This window comes from Muricoccus vinaceus, assembly GCF_042433125.1.
Classification (GTDB): Bacteria; Pseudomonadota; Alphaproteobacteria; order Acetobacterales; family Acetobacteraceae; genus Roseomonas; species Roseomonas vinacea.
Window position 1 is genome coordinate 36,700 of the sequence record NZ_JBHLVZ010000087.1, and the last position, 15,327, is coordinate 52,026.

Here is a 15,327-nt window from a genome sequence, read left to right on the forward strand (position 1 = left end):
GGGAGGTGACGGACCGCCCGCCCTGGGGATGCCGGGGCGGGCGGTTCGCGTTTCAGCCCAGCACCGCCGCATCCACCCCCAGCCGCGCGGCGTGCCCGCGCAGCGAATCGGCCAGGGCCGCGGGCACGGCCACGCCCTTCTCCTCCGCCTCCGCGATCAGGCGGGCCGCCCGCTCCCCGGGCAGGCGCACCGGGGCGGCAGGGTCGATCGGCGGGTTGGCGTGGACCTGCTCCGCCAGGAAATCCATCTGTGCGAGGAAGGCCTCCCGCCCGGCGAAGGCCTCGGGGTCCAGAAGCTGGAGGAAGACGTTGGCGCCCCAGCGGGTCGGTGCCTCCCGCCTTCCGTGCCCGGCCAGTCCGCCGGTCAGCGCCTCCACCATCAGGGCCAGGCCGAAGCCCTTGTGCCCCGCTTCCTCGCCGCCCAGCAGCATCAGGCTGCCGCGCCGCTCCGCGCGCTCGGCGACGAGCGGGTCGCGGGTGGGGCGGCCCTCGTGGTCCAGCAGCCAGGGGTGGTCGAACAGGGCGCCGGCCGCCGCCTTTTCCCGCGTCATGGAAACGGTCGTGATGGAGGCGGAGATGTCGACCAGCACCGGCGCCTCGCTGGCCGGAAAGCCGATGGCGAAGGGGTTGGGGCTGAACAGCGGCGCCTTGCCGCCGAAGGGCGCGACGATCTTCGTGTGGGGGCCGGAGGAGGCGAGGATCGCGAGATACCCCCGGTCCGTCGCCTGCTTCGCCAGGGTCGCCAGGCTGCCGATGTGGTGGCTGCGCCGGATGGCGAAGGTGACGGTGCCGTGTTGCGGCAGGCGCTCGAAGCCGAGGTGCAGCGCGCGCTCCATCAGCCAGAGGCCGGGGCGGTAGCCGCCGTCCCAGACGATCGTCCCCCCGGTGTCGCGCAGGGTTTCCGGCTCGCCCGCACCCTCCATCAGCCCGCGCTCCACCTGGTCCAGATAGGCGCCGGCCTGGACGAGGCCGTGGGTGCGGCGGCCCATCATGTCCGTCAGCACCAGCAGCCGCCCCATGGCTTCCGCCTTGCCGGCATCGAGCCCCGCCGCGGCGAAAAGGGCGGCGGCGAAGCGCGCCAGGGCCTGGCCTGGGCGCCGGATGGCGGTCTCGCTCATGGGCGGGTTCCTGGGTTCGGCCCCGAAGGCCAGGCTCGGAGGCCGGGCTCGGGGTCGGATGGGGGCGAGGGAGGCGGCGCTAATCCAGCCGCACGTTGTTGGCCTGGATCAGCTGGGTGTAGGTCTCGGTTTCCTTGTCCAGCCAGGCGCGGAAGGGGTCCGGGCCCTCTGTGCGCGGCTCGCCGCCGAGGTCCTTCAGCCGGGCGGCCACCGCGGGCTGCGCGAGTGCCGCCGCCAGTTCCTTGTGCAGCCGGTCCAGAAGCGGGCGGGGCGTGCTGCCCTGGGCCATCACGCCCTGCCAGGTGCCGGCATCGACGGCGGGCCAGTTCAGCTCGCGGAAGGTCGGCACGTCCGGCAGCGTGGCCAGGCGGTGCGTTCCGGTGACGCCGACCGCGCGCATCTGGTTGCTGGTGGCATAGGCCTGGGCCTGGGTGGCGCCGGCGATGGTCAGGTCGGCCTCCCCCGAGACCACGGCGGTCAGTGCCGGGGCGCCGCCGCGATAGGGCACGTGCGTCATCTCCCGCCCGAAGAACTCGGCGAGCTGGATGAGGGTGAGGTGCGACGAGGTGCCCACCCCGGAATTGCCGGCGTTCAGCGGCTGGGGCGCGGATTTCGCGAAGGCCGCCAGCCCCGCCGCGTCGCGCACCGGCAGCTTGTTGGCAACCCCCAGGATGTAGGGCGCGTAGATCAGCATCGTGACCGGCGCGAGATCCTTCCTGTTGTCGAAGGGCAGGCGGGGAAAGAGCGCCGGGTTGGTGGCGATGGTCGTCACGTCCATCAGCAGCAGCGTGTGGCCGTCGGGCGGGCTCTTGGCCACCACGTCGGCGCCGATGTTGCCGCCGGCGCCCGCGCGGTTCTCCACCACCACGTTCTGGCCGAGGGTGCGGGTCAGCTCCGGCGCGATCAGGCGGGCCAGGATGTCGCTGGTGCCGCCCGGCGCGTTCGGCACGATCAGGCGGATGGTGTGGTCGAAGCCCTGGGCGCGCAGTGCGGGGGCCGCGAGGGGCAGCACCGCGGCGGCGAGCCCCCCTTGCACGAGGTGACGGCGGTTCATGTTGGTGTCCTCCGATTCGTTCTTGCCGGTCCCGCCCCTCGGGGCGATGCCCGGGCGAGAGTGGGGCCGGATCGGAAGGAAGGCAAAGGAACCCGGGATCAGCTCCCCGGCGCAAGCTCCGCGCGCAGCTCGTCGATCACGCGCAGCGTCCCGTCGCGGCGCTCGATGTGCCAGAAGGTCCAGCCGTTGCAGGAAGGCGCCTCCTGCACGGCGGCGCCGACCTGGTGGATGCTGCCGGCCACCCGCCCGCAGCGGAGCGTGGCGTCCACGCCGACTTCCGCCTGCCAGCGGCGGTGGCGGTCCCACAGCTTGGTGCCCGGCGGCACCAGACCGCGCTCCACCAGCGCGCCGAAGGGAATGCGCGGCTGCTCGCGCTTGGCCGGCAGGGCCAGCGCCACGCTTTCCGACAGCGGCTCGATCGTCGCCAGCCGCGCCTCGGCGGCATCGGCGTAGCCGGGGTCGCGCTCCAGCCCGATGAAGCGCCGCCCCAGGCGCTTGGCCACGGCGGCGGTGGTGCCGGTGCCGAGGAAGGGATCGAGCACCACCTCCCCCGGCGCGGTGCAGGCGAGGATCACGCGGTGCAGCAGCGCCTCGGGCTTCTGCGTCGGGTGCAGCTTGGTGCCGTCCGGCCCGCGCAGGCGCTCGTTGCCGGTGCAGAGCGGGATGAGCCAGTCGCTCCGCATCTGCTTGTCGTCGTTCATCGACTTCATGGCGGCGTAGTTGAAGCGGTAGCGGCTTTCCTCGCCGCGCGCGGCCCAGATCAGCGTCTCATGCGCGTTGGTGAAGCGGCGGCCGCGGAAGTTCGGCATGGGGTTGGATTTACGCCACACCACGTCGTTCAGGATCCAGAAGCCGAGGTCCTGCAGGGCGACGCCCAGGCGGAAGACGTTGTGGTAGGAGCCCATCACCCAGATCGTGCCGTCGCGCCGCAGCACGCGGCGGCACTCGGTGAGCCATTCGCGGGTGAAGCGGTCATAGGTGGCCAGGTCGTCGAAGCGGTCCCAGGCGTCGTCCACGCCGTCCACCAGGCTGTCGTCGGGCCGCCGGAGCTCGGTCTTGAGCTGGAGGTTGTAGGGAGGGTCCGCGAAGATCGCGTGCACCGAGGCGGGTGGCAGGCGCTTCAGGCTCTCGATGCAGTCTCCGCGCAGCACGCTGTCCAGCGGCAGGTCCAGCCCTGTTCCCACGCGCGCCACATCCCCCAACCCATCGCCCGATTTGTTGCCGTCCGCGGTGCCACGCCCCCGCGTCGCGCCGGGCCCAGCCCCGCCGCCAACATGCCCACGCCCGACTCGCCGCGTCAAGAAAGTGCCGGAACGGCTTGATCGGCTGCCCGATGCAACGCACGGCCCACAGCCCTGTCCACAAGCTTATCCACCGGCGCGAATCCGCGCCGGTGGTGCGGGCAGGGACCGAGCCGCGCCAGCGCTTCCCGGTGGCTCGGGGTGGGGTAGCCGGCATGGCCGGCGAAGCCGTAGCCGGGCCAGCGGGCGCCGAGCCGCGCCATGGCCCGGTCGCGCACCACCTTGGCCATGATCGAGGCCGCGGCGATGGAGAGCGACAGTCCATCCCCGCCCACCACGCAGCGCACGTCGCAGGGCAGCGGCGGCGGGGCGTTGCCATCGACCAGCGCCAGGATGGGAAGCAGCGGCAGGCGGGCCACGGCACGCGCCATGGCCAGGTGGGTGGCGCGCAGGATGTTCAGCCGGCCGATCTCCCCCGCGCTGGCCGCGCCGAGGCCGATCAGGACCTGGCCGGCGGCCCGCGCCTCCAGCAGCGCGCGGTGGGCGGCCTCGCGCCGCGCCGCATCCAGCCGCTTGCTGTCGTCCAGCAGGGCGGCCAGGGCGGCCGGCGGGGGGCCGAGGAAGATCACGGCGCCCGCCAGCACGGGGCCGGCCAGCGGGCCGCGCCCGGCCTCGTCCACCCCCGCCACCGGGCCTGCCTCCGCCGATTCGAGGGAAAAGTCCGGCCGGGCCGCCGCGCGCCGCGCCATGGCTAGAGCAGCAGCCCCCCGTCCACCGTCAGGGTCTGGCCCGTGATCATGGCCCCGGCGCAGCCCAGGAAGAGGATGGCCTCGGCGATGTCCTCGGGCGTGCAGCGGCGGCCCATGGGGGCATTCTCGATGGACTGGGCGCGCTGCGCCTCCGTCCACTCGATCTGCCAGGGGCTGTCCACGGCGCCCGGGGCCACGGCGTTCACCCGGATCTCCGGCCCGAGGCCGCGCGCCAGGTGCCGGGTCAGCGCGATCACCCCGGCCTTGGTCGCGGCATAGGCCATGGAGGAGCCCCGCCCCGAGAGCCCCGCCACGGAAGCGAGGCTCACCACCGCCCCGCGCGCTTCCCGCAGCGCCGGCACGGCGGCGCGCGTCACCCGGAACAGGCCGACGAGGTTGGTGTCCAGCACGGTGTCCCAGAGCGCGTCGGTGATCTCGTCCAGCGCGTGGCCGGGGATGGTGCGGGACACGCCGGGGGTTCCGGCGTTGTTCACCAGGAGGTCCAGCCGGCCCAGCGCCGCGATCGCGGCCTCCACCATCGCGGCCTCCTCCCCGCCGCCGATGGCGCCGGGGGCCTCGACCACCGTGGCGCCGGTGGCGCGCAGGGCAGCGGCGGCCTCCGGCCCGCGCGGGTCGTCCGGCAGGAAGTTCAGGGCCACCGCGCAGCCATCGGCGGCCAGCGCGCGGGCGGTGGCGAGGCCGATGCCGGAGGCGGCGCCGGTCACCAGGGCGGCGCGTCCGGCGAGGTCATAGCGGGGCATGGCGCTTCCTTCTTGGGCGCGCAGAATCCACCGGGACGGCGCCCGAGGGAAGCCCGAACCTCAGAGGCCCCGCACCACGAACTCGTCCCCCGGCCCCAGCAGCGCCCCCGCCCCGGCCCGAAGGGTGGCCGCCGCCGCCGCGTCCCCGCGCAGCACGGCATCGAGGAAGGTGACGGACAGCGCCGCGGCGCGGGCGTGGAAGGTGGCCTCGGCGTAGCGCCCGCCCGCATCCTGCTCGTCCGCGAAGGAGGCATGGGCGGCGCCCTGCAGCACGGCCAGGGCGCCGGGGTTGGCCGAGCCCTCGAAGGGCGCGCGGCGGGCGGGCGCGCGGACGCCCTCGATGAAGCCGTGGTCCTCCGTGCCCGTGACGTGCAGCAGGGGCGCCGCGATCCCGGCATAGGCCAGCCGGGGCGGCAGCCCGCGCGCGGGGATGGGGGACAGCGCCACCCCGGCCCTGAGGCGCGCATCGGGCAGGCCGAGGCCGCGGTCGCCGCCCGGCAGGCGTTCCCCCAGCATGTGCTGCACGGTCCAGGCGCCGTAGGAATGACCGGCGATGGCCAGGCGCGCCGGGTCGGCGGCGGGGGGGAGGTTGGAGAGCGCGAACTTCACGTCCAGCAGCCGGTCCAGCGCCGCCTGCACGTCCAGCGCCCCGGCGGCCAGGCCCACCAGCCGGTCGGCGGCCGCGCCGCGCCAGAGGCTGTCGTCCGAGCCGATGTGCTGGAGGTGGATGGCGACGAAGCCGCCCTCCGCCAGCGCCCGGCCGAGATAGCCCAGCCCTTCGCGCGAGCCGCCGAGGCCGTGCGAGACGATCACGGCCGGTGCGGGCCCGCCGCCCGCTGGCGTGCGGATCAGCACGGGGATGTCGCGCGCGCGGGACCCGTCGCGCCAGGTGGTGCGGGATTCGGTGATGCGGGCCTCCGTCGGCCTTGGGTTGGCCTGGGGGGCTGCCGCGCAGCCGGGTGCGGCCAGGAACGCGGGCGCGGCCAGCAGCGCCCGGCGGCTCAGAACGGCCCCATGCTTCAAAGGGGGATGTCGTAGGTCCGCCAGGGCGTCAGCTTCGCGACCCGGTCGTAGGTCGCGCGGGCGCGGTGGTTGTCCTCGGCGGTGATCCAACGGATGACGCTCCAGCCGCGGCGGCGGCCTTCCTCGGCGATGGCGGCGATCAGCGCGTCCGCCACGCGCTTCCCGCGCATCTGGGGATCAACGAAGAGGTCGTCCAGGTAGCCGCCCGTCGTGGCCGAGAGCGGCCGCGCGAAGGGGCGGAAATGCGCGAGGCCGATGGCCCGTCCCGCCTCGTCCTCGGCCACCAGGCCGCGCGATTCATGCGCGGGGTCGTGCAGCCAGGACCAGACGCGGTCGCGCATCTCCGGGGTCTGGGCCACGCCGTAGAACTCGGCATAGCCGGCGTAGAGGCGGTCCCAGTCGGCGCGGTGGCGGGGCTCCAGGGGAACAACGTTCATGGGGCGTCCTTCAGCCTCAGGTCGATCCGCCCGGCGGCGGCGAGCGCCAGCAGCACGGAGGCGGTGTGCATGGACTGGGCGATCAGCCCGTCCCCGAGCCCGGCCAGCACGCGGGCGAGCGGCCAGAGCTCCACCGTGATGTCCTCCCCCGCCTCATGGGCGGTGGGATGGGTGGCGGCGGCGCCCAGGGCCAGAACGGTGTGGGCGCGGTTGCGGTGGGTCGCCGTGTTGGGGCTCAGCGCGCCGAGATGGCGGAAGGCGGGCGCGGTGTGGCCGGTTTCCTCCCGCAGCTCCCGCGCGGCGGCGGCGGCGGGGTCGGCGTCGGCCGGGTCGATGGCGCCGGCCGGCAGCTCCAGCGTGCGGGCCTGGGCGCCGTGGCGGTACTGGCGCACCAGCACCAGCTCATCCGCGGGCGTGATCGCCACCACATGCACCCAGTCCGGATAGGACAGGGTGTAGAAGGGGTCGAGCACGTTGCCGCGCCCGTCCCGCACGGCATCCGCGGTCACGTCGATCCAGCGATCCCGCAGCGCCGTGCGGGTGGACAGCACCTCCCAGCCGCTCACTCCGCCGCCGCCTTGGGGCTTTCCGCATAGGCCTCCAGCGGCGCGCAGGTGCAGGCGAGGTTGCGGTCGCCGTAGACGTTGTCCACGCGCTTCACCGGCGGCCAGTACTTGCTTTCCGCGATCCAGGGCAGCGGGAAGGCGGCCTCCTGGCGGGAATAGGGATGCGTCCAGTTCTCCGCCGTCACCTCGGCGGCGGTGTGGGGGGCGTTCTTGAGGGGGTTGTCGGCCCGGTCGGCCCGGCCCTGCTCCACGGCGCGGATTTCCGCGCGGATGCTGATCATGGCGTCGCAGAAGCGGTCCAGCTCCTCCTGCGGCTCGCTTTCGGTGGGCTCCACCATCAGCGTGCCCGCCACCGGCCAGGACATGGTCGGCGCGTGGAAGCCGTAGTCCTGCAGCCGCTTGGCGATGTCCTCCACCAGCACGCCGCCCCCCTGCTGGAAGCCGCGGCAGTCGAGGATGCATTCGTGCGCCACCATGCCCTCCTTGCCGCGGTAGAGCACGGGGTAGTGCTCCTCCAGGCGCCGGGCCACGTAGTTGGCGTTCAGGATCGCGACCTCCGTGGCCCGCGTCAGCCCCGCGGCCCCCATCATGCGGATATAGGCATAGGAGATCGGCAGGATGCTGGCGCTGCCGAAGGGGGCGGCGGAGACGGGGCCGAAGCCCGTCGCCGGCCCGGCCTCGGCCAGCATGGGGTGGTTCGGCAGGTGCGGCGCGAGATGCGCCGCGACGCCGATGGGGCCGACGCCGGGGCCCCCGCCGCCATGCGGGATGCAGAAGGTCTTGTGCAGGTTGAGGTGGCACACGTCCGCGCCGATCGCGGCCGGGCTGGTCAGGCCGAGCTGCGCGTTCATGTTGGCGCCGTCCATGTAGACCTGCCCGCCCGCCGCGTGCACGGCGTCGCAGATGGCGCGGATGCCCTCCTCGAAGACGCCGTGGGTGGAGGGATAGGTGACCATCAGCGCCGCCAGCTTCTCCGCGTGCTGGCCGATCTTGGCATGGAGGTCGCCGAGATCGACGTTGCCGTCGCGGTCGCATCCCACCACCACCACGCGCATGCCCGCCATCACGGCCGAGGCCGGGTTGGTGCCGTGCGCGGAGGAGGGGATGAGGCAGATGTCGCGATGCCCCTGCCCGCTCGCCCGGTGGAAGGCGCGGATCGCCAGCAGCCCCGCGAACTCGCCCTGGCTGCCCGCATTGGGCTGCAGCGACACCGCGGCGAAGCCCGTGCAGGCGCAGAGCCAGGATTCCAGCCGCCGGATCATCTCGATGTAGCCGCGCGCCTGCTCGGCCGGCGCGAAGGGATGGATCTCGGAGAAGCCCGGCAGGGTCACCGGGATCATCTCCGCCGTCGCGTTCAGCTTCATGGTGCAGGAGCCCAGCGGGATCATGCTGCGGTTCAGCGCGACGTCGCGGTCCTCCAGCCGCTTGAGGTAGCGCAGCATCGCGTGCTCGGAGCGGTGCGCGCGGAACACGGCGGCGGTGAGGAAGGGCGAGCGCCGCTCCAGCGCCCGGGGCAGCCGCCCGGGGGCCGCGAGTTCCGCCAGCCCGACGCGCCCGTGCCCGCCCGCGTCGCAGAGCACGGCATCCAGCGCCACCAAGTCCTGGCGCGTCACCGTCTCGTCGAGCGCGATGGCGACGCAGCCGGCATCCACGCGGCGCAGGTTGAAGCCGGCCTTCAGGGCGGCGGCCATCAGCGCGTCGGCCTTGTCCCCGGCCTCCACCGCCACCGTGTCGAAGAAACAGGCGTGGCGCAGGGCGAAGCCGGCGCGCGCCGCGGCATCGGCCAGCAGCGTCGCCATCAGGTGCGTGCGGCGCGCGATGCGCACCAGGCCTTCCGGCCCGTGCCACACGGCGTACATGCCGGCCATCACGGCCAGCAGCACCTGCGCCGTGCAGATGTTGCTCGTCGCCTTCTCGCGGCGGATGTGCTGCTCGCGCGTTTGCAGCGCCAGCCGCATGGCCGGCCGCCCCGCGGCATCCACCGAGACGCCGACCAGGCGGCCCGGCATCAGGCGCTTCAGCCCGTCCTTCACCGCCATGAAGGCCGCGTGCGGGCCGCCATAGCCCACCGGCACGCCGAATCGCTGGGTGCTGCCCACCACCACGTCCGCGCCCATCTCGCCGGGCGGCGTCAGCAGGGTCAGCGCCAGGATGTCGGCGGCCACGATGGCCAGAGCCCCCGCGGCCTGGGCGGCCGCGATGCGCGGCGCGATGTCGCGCACCTCCCCGGTGGTGCCGGGATAGGAGAGCACGACGGCGAAGGGCTTCAGTGCGGCATAGGCGCCCGGGGCGTCCGTGACCTCGATGGCGATGCCAAGCGGCTCCGCCCGCGTGCGCAGCACCGCCAGCGTCTGCGGGTGCAGGTCCGGCGCCGCGACCAGGGTGGCGGACTTGCCCTTGTGCGCCGCCAGCGCCAACGCCATCGCCTCGGCCACCGCCGTCGCCTCGTCCAGCAGGGAGGCATTGGCCACCGGCAGGCCCGCGAGGTCGCAGATCATCGTCTGGAAGTTCAGCAGCGCTTCCAGCCGCCCCTGGGCGAGTTCCGCCTGATAGGGGGTATAGGCCGTGTACCAGCCCGGGTTCTCCAGCACGTTGCGCAGGATCACCGGCGGCGTGTGCGTGCCGTGGTAGCCGCAGCCGATCAGCGACTTCACGCGCAGGTTCCGCTCGGCCAGGGCGCGAAGCTCCGCGATGGCGGCCGCCTCCCCCACCGGGGGCGGCAGCGCGTCCAGGTGGCTGTCGCGGATGGCGGGGGGCACGGTGCGGGCGGCCAGCGCCTCCAGGCTTTCCGCGCCCGGCGCGCGCAGCATGGCCGCGACCTGCGCCGGGGAGGGCCCGATGTGCCGGGCGGCGAAGGCGGCGCCGTCCTCCAGCGCCGCGAGATCGTCGAGCGCGCTCAAGCCCCGGCCTCCGCGTGCTTGGCGTAGGCGTCGGCGTCCATCAGCTTGTCCGCGTCCGCGGCGTCGCGCGGGGTGATCGTGAAGAACCAGCCCTCCCCCATGGGGTCGCGGTTCACCATAGCGGGGTCGTCCACCAGGGCGGCGTTCACCGCGGCGACCGTGCCGGCGATGGGGGCGTAGATGTCGGAGGCCGCCTTCACGCTCTCCACCACGGCCACGGCCTCGCCGGCCTCCACCTCGCGGCCGGGCTCGGGCAGTTCCACGAAGACCACGTCGCCCAGCGCGTCCTGCGCGTGGGTGGAGATGCCGACCACGGCGACGTCGCCGTCCAGGCGGACCCATTCATGGCTTTCGGCGAAGCGGGTCTGGCTCATGATGCGGCTCCTGCAAGGCGCTTGTAGCGGTGGGGAACGAAGGGGGTGGGCGCGACGCGGGCCGGGATGGCCCGCCCGCGCACCATCAGTTCAAGCGCCGTGCCATCCGCGGCCTGGGGACGCGTGACGTAGCCCATGGCGACCGGGGCGTTCAGGGAGGGCCCGAAGCCGCCGCTGGTCACCTCGCCGATGGTGACGCCGCCGAAGGCGACGGGCGTGTGCGCGCGGGCGGGCTGGCGCCCCTCGGGCAGGATGCCGACCCGCAGGCGCTTGGTGCCGTGGTCCAGCTCCTCCCGCACGCGCTCCGCCCCAGGAAAGTCCCAGAGCAGGCGCCGGCGCTTGCCGATGCTGAAGGTGAGGGCGGCCTCCACCGGGGAGGTCGTCTCGTCGATGTCCTGGCCATAGAGGGGCAGCCCGGCCTCCAGCCGCAGGCTGTCCCGCGCGCCGAGCCCCGCCGGGGTGGCGCCGGCCGCGAGCAGGGCGCGGGCCACGGCCTCGGCGCCCTCGGCGGGCACGCCGATCTCGAAGCCGTCCTCCCCGGTGTAGCCGGAGCGGGTGATCAGGGCGGGGATGCCGGCGACCGGGGTTTCCAGCACGCCCATGAAGGACATGGCGGCGATCCCCCCGGCCAGGCCCGCGAGGATTGCCTCCGCCCGCGGCCCCTGGAGGGCCAGCAGGGCACGATCGGGCCGCGGCACCAGCCGGACGCCGGCCGGCAGCCTCGCGCCTATGGCCGCCAGGTCCACCGCCTTGCGGGATGCGTTCAGCACCAGGAACAGCCGGTCGCCGAGGTTGGCGGCCATGAAGTCGTCGATGATGCCGCCCGATTCGCTCGTCAGCAGGGCGTAGCGCTGACGGCCGGGGCGAAGGGCGCCGATCTCGGCCGGGGTGCTGCGCTCCAGCGCCTCGGCGGCGCCCTCTCCCCGCAGCTCCGCCTGCCCCATATGGGACACGTCGAACAGCGCGGCGCCGGCGCGGCAGGCAAGGTGCTCGGCCATGATGCCCGCCGGGTATTGGACGGGCATGGCATAGCCGGCGAAGCCCACCATGCGCCCGCCCAATTCGCGGTGCAGGGCGGCCAGCGGCGTTTCAAGCAGTGTTTCCGTATCGGCCACGCATCCCCCAGAGCCGCGGTTGCGGCCGGTTCAGATCGTGACCCCCCTCTGTCCCGGAACCTGAGAGATTCGGGCGGGACAAGGTCCCGGAACCCTTACTCCGTCGGTGCCATGGCCCTTGCGGACCATGGGCTTTCCAGAGGCCCCTTCCCCACGCGGTCCTCGGTACCTGAGCGTTTCCGGGGGCCGGTTGCGCCTTCGGCGAGGGATGGCCGAAGCCGCTCCCCTACTCTCCCGCGCGGGATCAGCGGGTGCACCAGTGGTGCCCGAATGCGGGCCCCGATGCAACCTGGGTCGCGTGCCCTCGGGTGTCGCCCCTATCGAACCCCGCGGCGCCGGTTGGCCGCAAGCTGTTCCGGGGTGAGCTGAAATCCGATCAGCACCACCTTTTCCGCCGCCCGGCGCACGTCCCCGGGAAGGCGCACCACCATTTCCTCGCCCTGGGCGGATGTGCGGCGCTCCCCCCGGTCGAAGGAGATACGCACCGCGTCGGTGCCGCGGTTCAGCACGCGATCCTCGCCTTCCTCCGTCACGCCGATGACATAGGGCAGGTCGGCCGTGGTGCCGGTGGAGGCCGGGCCGCGCTCGGCGGCCACCTGCACGCGCAGCGTCACATCCAGCCCGGCGTCGCGCGGCGCGTAGTCGCAGCGCGCCTGGAAGCCCGTCAGGCGGGCGTCCACCTCCATGGCCGCGAGGTCCGGGCGGGCGCCCTCGCGGTATCGGGTGAGGTCGACCGCCTCGGCCAGCAGGGCGACACGGGGGCAGGGCGCCTGGGGCCGCTGGGTGAGGATGTTGCTCCGGCTGCCCCCGCAGCCCGCGAGAAGGGGCAAGGCGAGAAGCGCCAGGAGGGCGGCCGGGGGGCGGGCGGATCGGATCAAGCGGGGCACTCCTCGCCCAGGCAAACGGGAACCCGCCGCCATCCGGGCGGGACAGCGGCAGCGGGCCTGCGGGGCCGGACACGCAGGGCCCGGCCCCGCACAGCACAGCCCCGCGCGTTCAGCCCTGGGCGGCGGGGCCGGCGGCGGCTAGATAGAAAGCCGCCCACGGTCCGGCCGGGGGCTGTTCGCGCCGGCGCCGAAGGACCAAGTCGCACGCCATGGACCAGACCGCAAACTCCCTCTCCGGGGTTTCCTCCTCCCCCGGCAAGCCCGCCCTGACCGTGCTGCTGGCCGGCCCCCGCGGCTTCTGCGCGGGGGTGGACCGCGCCATCAAGATCGTGGAGCTGGCGATCGAGCGCTACGGCACCCCCGTCTATGTGCGCCACGAGATCGTCCACAACCGCTTCGTGGTGGAGGGCCTGCAGGCCAAGGGCGCCGTTTTCGTGGAGGAGCTGGACGAGATCCCCGACGACGGACAGCCCGTGATCTTCTCCGCCCACGGCGTGCCGCGCTCCGTGCCCGCCGCGGCGGACGCGCGCCAGATGCTCTACCTCGACGCCACCTGCCCCCTGGTGAGCAAGGTCCATCGCGAGGCCGAGCGGCACCACGCCAATGGCAGCCACATCCTGCTGATCGGCCATGCCGGCCACCCGGAGGTCGTCGGCACCATGGGCCAGTTGCCGCCGGGCGCGGTGACCCTGGTGGAGGACTCCGAGCAGGCCGCGACGGTGCAGCCGCCGCCGGGTCCCCTGGCCTATGCCACCCAGACCACCCTGTCCGTGGACGACACCGCCGAGGTGCTGGACGTGCTCCGCGCCCGCTTCCCGGACCTGTCCGCCCCGGTGAAGGAGGACATCTGCTACGCCACCACCAACCGCCAGGCGGCGGTGAAGGCGATCGCGGAGCGCTGCGAGCTGATCGTGGTGGTGGGCGCCGCCAATTCCTCTAACTCGGTCCGCCTGCGCGAGGTGGCCGAACGCGCCGGCTGCCCGCGGGCCGTTCTGGTGCCGCGCGGGCGCGACTTCGACCCGGCGCTGGCCGACGGGCTCTCCACCATCGGCATTTCCGCCGGCGCCAGCGCCCCCGAGGTGCTGGTGGAGGAGGTGGTGGCCCGCCTGCGGGAGCGGTTCGACGTGCGGATCGAGGACGTGACGGTGGCGGAGGAGAAGATCATCTTCAACCTCCCCCGCCCCCTGCGCACCCCCCGCGTGGCCGTCGCCGGGTAGAAGCCGGGGCCGCTTGCCGGCCGGCCCGGGCTGGGGCATGCACCGACCCCGCGCAGGGGGTGCGCCCCAGGGAGTCCGATGGCCGTCTACACCGAGGTATCCGACGAGGCGCTGCGCGCCTTCCTGGCCGGCTACGACCTGGGGGAACTGATCGCCTTCCGCGGCATCGCGGAGGGGGTGGAAAACAGCAACTACGCCCTGAAGACCACCGGCGGCGACTTCATCCTGACCTTGTACGAGCGGCGGGTGGATCCGGCGGAGCTGCCCTGGTTCCTTGGCCTGATGCGCCATCTGGCCGCCCGGGGCCTGGCCTGCCCCCAGCCCGTGGCCGGGCACGACGGCGAGGCGCTGCGCGCGCTGGCCGGCCGCCCCGCCGCCATCTGCACCTTCCTGCCGGGCGTCTGGCCGCGCCGCCCCGCCGTTGCCCATTGCGGCCCGCTCGGCGGCGCGCTGGCCGCGCTCCACGCGGCTGGGGATGGCTTTTCCGCGGAGCGCCCGAACTCGCTCGGCCCCCAGGCCTGGGGGCCGCTGCTGGAGCGCTGCCGCCCGAACGGCGACACCGTGCAGCCCGGCCTTTGCGCGGAACTGGATGGCCATCTCGCCTCCATCCTGCAGGACTGGCCGCCTCTTTCAGGCCCTGGCGCCCTGCCGCGCGGGCATATCCATGCGGACCTGTTTCCCGACAACGTCTTCTTCCTGGAGGGGACGGACCGGCGGCCGCGCGTGTCGGGGCTGATCGACTTCTACTTCGCCTGCACGGACACGCTGGCCTATGACGTCGCGATCTGCCTCAACGCCTGGTGCTTCGAGCCGGACCTGGCCTTCAACGTGACCAAGGCGCGGGCCCTCCTGGCCGGCTACAACGCCGTCCGCCCGCTCTCGACGGATGAGATGGCGGCGCTGCCCGTGCTGTGCCGCGGCGCCGCGCTGCGCTTCCTGCTGACCCGCCTCTACGATTGGGCCAACACGCCCCCGGGCGCCATGGTCACGCGCAAGGACCCGCTCGAGTACCTGCGCCGCCTGCGCTTCCATGCCGCGGCCAAGGAGGTTTCCGCTTATGGAGTCTGAGAACGCCATAGCTGTCGAGATCTGGACCGACGGCGGCTGCAAGCCCAACCCCGGCCCGGGTGGCTGGTCCGCCATCCTGCGCTTCGGCGCGGTGGAGAAGGAGATGTCGGGCTATGACCCCGCCACCACCAACAACCGCATGGAGCTGACCGCGGCGGCTTCCGCGCTGGAGGCGCTGAAGAAGCCCTGCCGTGTGGTGCTGCACACGGACAGCGAGTACGTGCGCAACGGGGTGACCCGCTGGGTCCATGGCTGGGTGCGCAACAATTGGCGCAACGCCGCCAAAGATCCGGTGGCGAACTACGAACTGTGGCAGCGCTTGCTGGCCGCTGCCAAGCCGCACCAGGTGGAGTGGCGCTGGGTTCGCGGCCATGCGGGGGACGTGATGAACGAACGGGCCGACAAGCTGGCCACGGCGGCACGGGTAGGGTTGGGGAGGTAGTGTTTGTCAGGCCACAGAATAGCTCTGAACGCCTGATACCCCCATGAACCGCAAGTACAACCGGTCACCGCGCACTAGTATCAAACTACCTTCCCTTACAAGAAGCCAGTACACCAGTAGACAACATTAATATTGGAGACCACTCCGCTCTACAGATCGGGTATTCCCCAGAGCAGTACATGAGGCTCTCCCTTCATCCGGGAGCAGGCTTCTCTCCCGCTCTACCAGAGGCCAGGGCAGGATGCCGCCGTCCTAGATGTTTGGTCCCGGGATTTGGTGGTGCGGGTCATGGATGAACCTGGACGGCTCCTCCGTCCAGGCTTTGCAGATGGCTTCGTAGGGCGTGAGGCCGCGTAGCGTCTTCAGGCGACGGGCG

At 73.2% G+C, this 15,327-nt stretch carries 15 protein-coding genes, 1 pseudogene and 2 riboswitches; of the genes and pseudogenes, 3 read left to right on the forward strand and 13 right to left on the reverse strand.

Annotated features, from left to right (window positions below; genetic code table 11):
- Nucleotides 1–52: 52 nt before the first annotated feature.
- From ACFFIC_RS26035 to ACFFIC_RS26090, 12 genes are all read right to left on the reverse strand, one after another.
- Nucleotides 53–1,117, reverse strand: a complete 1,065-nt coding sequence (locus tag ACFFIC_RS26035) for an Ldh family oxidoreductase (RefSeq protein WP_377055916.1) — start codon at nucleotides 1,115–1,117, stop codon at nucleotides 53–55.
- A 79-nt stretch (nucleotides 1,118–1,196) separates the two neighbouring features.
- Complete coding sequence (locus tag ACFFIC_RS26040) at nucleotides 1,197–2,171, reverse strand: Bug family tripartite tricarboxylate transporter substrate binding protein (protein ID WP_377055918.1); 975 nt, start codon at nucleotides 2,169–2,171, stop codon at nucleotides 1,197–1,199.
- A 98-nt stretch (nucleotides 2,172–2,269) separates the two neighbouring features.
- Entirely contained in the window at nucleotides 2,270–3,355 is a 1,086-nt protein-coding gene (locus ACFFIC_RS26045; RefSeq protein ID WP_377055920.1) for a site-specific DNA-methyltransferase, read from the reverse strand.
- 113 nt (nucleotides 3,356–3,468) lie between these two features.
- Nucleotides 3,469–4,161, reverse strand: coding sequence for a ribonuclease HII (locus tag ACFFIC_RS26050; RefSeq protein WP_377055922.1), 693 nt, complete (start codon nucleotides 4,159–4,161; stop codon nucleotides 3,469–3,471).
- Between the two features lie 2 nt (nucleotides 4,162–4,163).
- Nucleotides 4,164–4,922, reverse strand: a complete 759-nt coding sequence (locus tag ACFFIC_RS26055) for an SDR family NAD(P)-dependent oxidoreductase (protein WP_377055924.1) — start codon at nucleotides 4,920–4,922, stop codon at nucleotides 4,164–4,166.
- A 60-nt stretch (nucleotides 4,923–4,982) separates the two neighbouring features.
- On the reverse strand, nucleotides 4,983–5,945 hold the full coding sequence (locus ACFFIC_RS26060; RefSeq protein WP_377055926.1) for an alpha/beta hydrolase family protein: 963 nt from the start codon (nucleotides 5,943–5,945) through the stop codon (nucleotides 4,983–4,985).
- Nucleotides 5,942–6,382, reverse strand: coding sequence for a GNAT family N-acetyltransferase (locus ACFFIC_RS26065; RefSeq protein ID WP_377055928.1), 441 nt, complete (start codon nucleotides 6,380–6,382; stop codon nucleotides 5,942–5,944). The genes ACFFIC_RS26060 and ACFFIC_RS26065 overlap by 4 nt, the downstream gene beginning before the upstream one ends.
- Complete coding sequence (locus ACFFIC_RS26070; RefSeq protein WP_377055930.1) at nucleotides 6,379–6,948, reverse strand: NUDIX hydrolase; 570 nt, start codon at nucleotides 6,946–6,948, stop codon at nucleotides 6,379–6,381. Before ACFFIC_RS26070 ends, ACFFIC_RS26065 begins: the two co-directional genes overlap by 4 nt.
- Nucleotides 6,945–9,848, reverse strand: coding sequence for an aminomethyl-transferring glycine dehydrogenase (gene gcvP, locus ACFFIC_RS26075; protein WP_377055932.1), 2,904 nt, complete (start codon nucleotides 9,846–9,848; stop codon nucleotides 6,945–6,947). The genes ACFFIC_RS26070 and gcvP overlap by 4 nt, the downstream gene beginning before the upstream one ends.
- Nucleotides 9,845–10,222, reverse strand: coding sequence for a glycine cleavage system protein GcvH (gcvH, locus tag ACFFIC_RS26080; protein ID WP_377055934.1), 378 nt, complete (start codon nucleotides 10,220–10,222; stop codon nucleotides 9,845–9,847). The genes gcvP and gcvH overlap by 4 nt, the downstream gene beginning before the upstream one ends.
- Entirely contained in the window at nucleotides 10,219–11,337 is a 1,119-nt protein-coding gene (gcvT, locus tag ACFFIC_RS26085; RefSeq protein ID WP_377055936.1) for a glycine cleavage system aminomethyltransferase GcvT, read from the reverse strand. The genes gcvH and gcvT overlap by 4 nt, the downstream gene beginning before the upstream one ends.
- A gap of 45 nt (nucleotides 11,338–11,382) precedes the next feature.
- A riboswitch (glycine riboswitch) is annotated at nucleotides 11,383–11,480 on the reverse strand.
- Nucleotides 11,481–11,483: 3 nt separating this feature from the next.
- Nucleotides 11,484–11,584: riboswitch (glycine riboswitch) on the reverse strand.
- Nucleotides 11,585–11,654: 70 nt separating this feature from the next.
- Nucleotides 11,655–12,215 (reverse strand): hypothetical protein, encoded by a 561-nt coding sequence (locus tag ACFFIC_RS26090; protein ID WP_377055938.1) that lies wholly within the window; start codon nucleotides 12,213–12,215, stop codon nucleotides 11,655–11,657.
- Between the two features lie 218 nt (nucleotides 12,216–12,433).
- On the opposite strand from ACFFIC_RS26090, the gene ispH reads away from it, so the two are divergent.
- The 3 genes from ispH to rnhA all read left to right on the forward strand — a co-directional run bounded on the left by ispH (nucleotide 12,434) and on the right by rnhA (nucleotide 14,951).
- Nucleotides 12,434–13,441 carry a 4-hydroxy-3-methylbut-2-enyl diphosphate reductase gene (ispH, locus tag ACFFIC_RS26095; RefSeq protein ID WP_377055940.1) on the forward strand — a complete coding sequence of 336 codons (1,008 nt, stop codon included), beginning with the start codon at nucleotides 12,434–12,436 and terminating at the stop codon, nucleotides 13,439–13,441.
- A 78-nt stretch (nucleotides 13,442–13,519) separates the two neighbouring features.
- Nucleotides 13,520–14,509: a homoserine kinase gene (locus ACFFIC_RS26100; protein ID WP_377055942.1), complete on the forward strand. Its 990-nt coding sequence runs from the start codon at nucleotides 13,520–13,522 to the stop codon at nucleotides 14,507–14,509.
- Complete coding sequence (gene rnhA / locus ACFFIC_RS26105; protein WP_377055944.1) at nucleotides 14,499–14,951, forward strand: ribonuclease HI; 453 nt, start codon at nucleotides 14,499–14,501, stop codon at nucleotides 14,949–14,951. The genes ACFFIC_RS26100 and rnhA overlap by 11 nt, the downstream gene beginning before the upstream one ends.
- Before the next feature lie 252 nt (nucleotides 14,952–15,203).
- On the opposite strand, the pseudogene ACFFIC_RS26110 reads toward rnhA, so the two are convergent.
- A pseudogene (locus ACFFIC_RS26110) lies at nucleotides 15,204–15,327 on the reverse strand (IS481 family transposase); the annotation flags it as partial.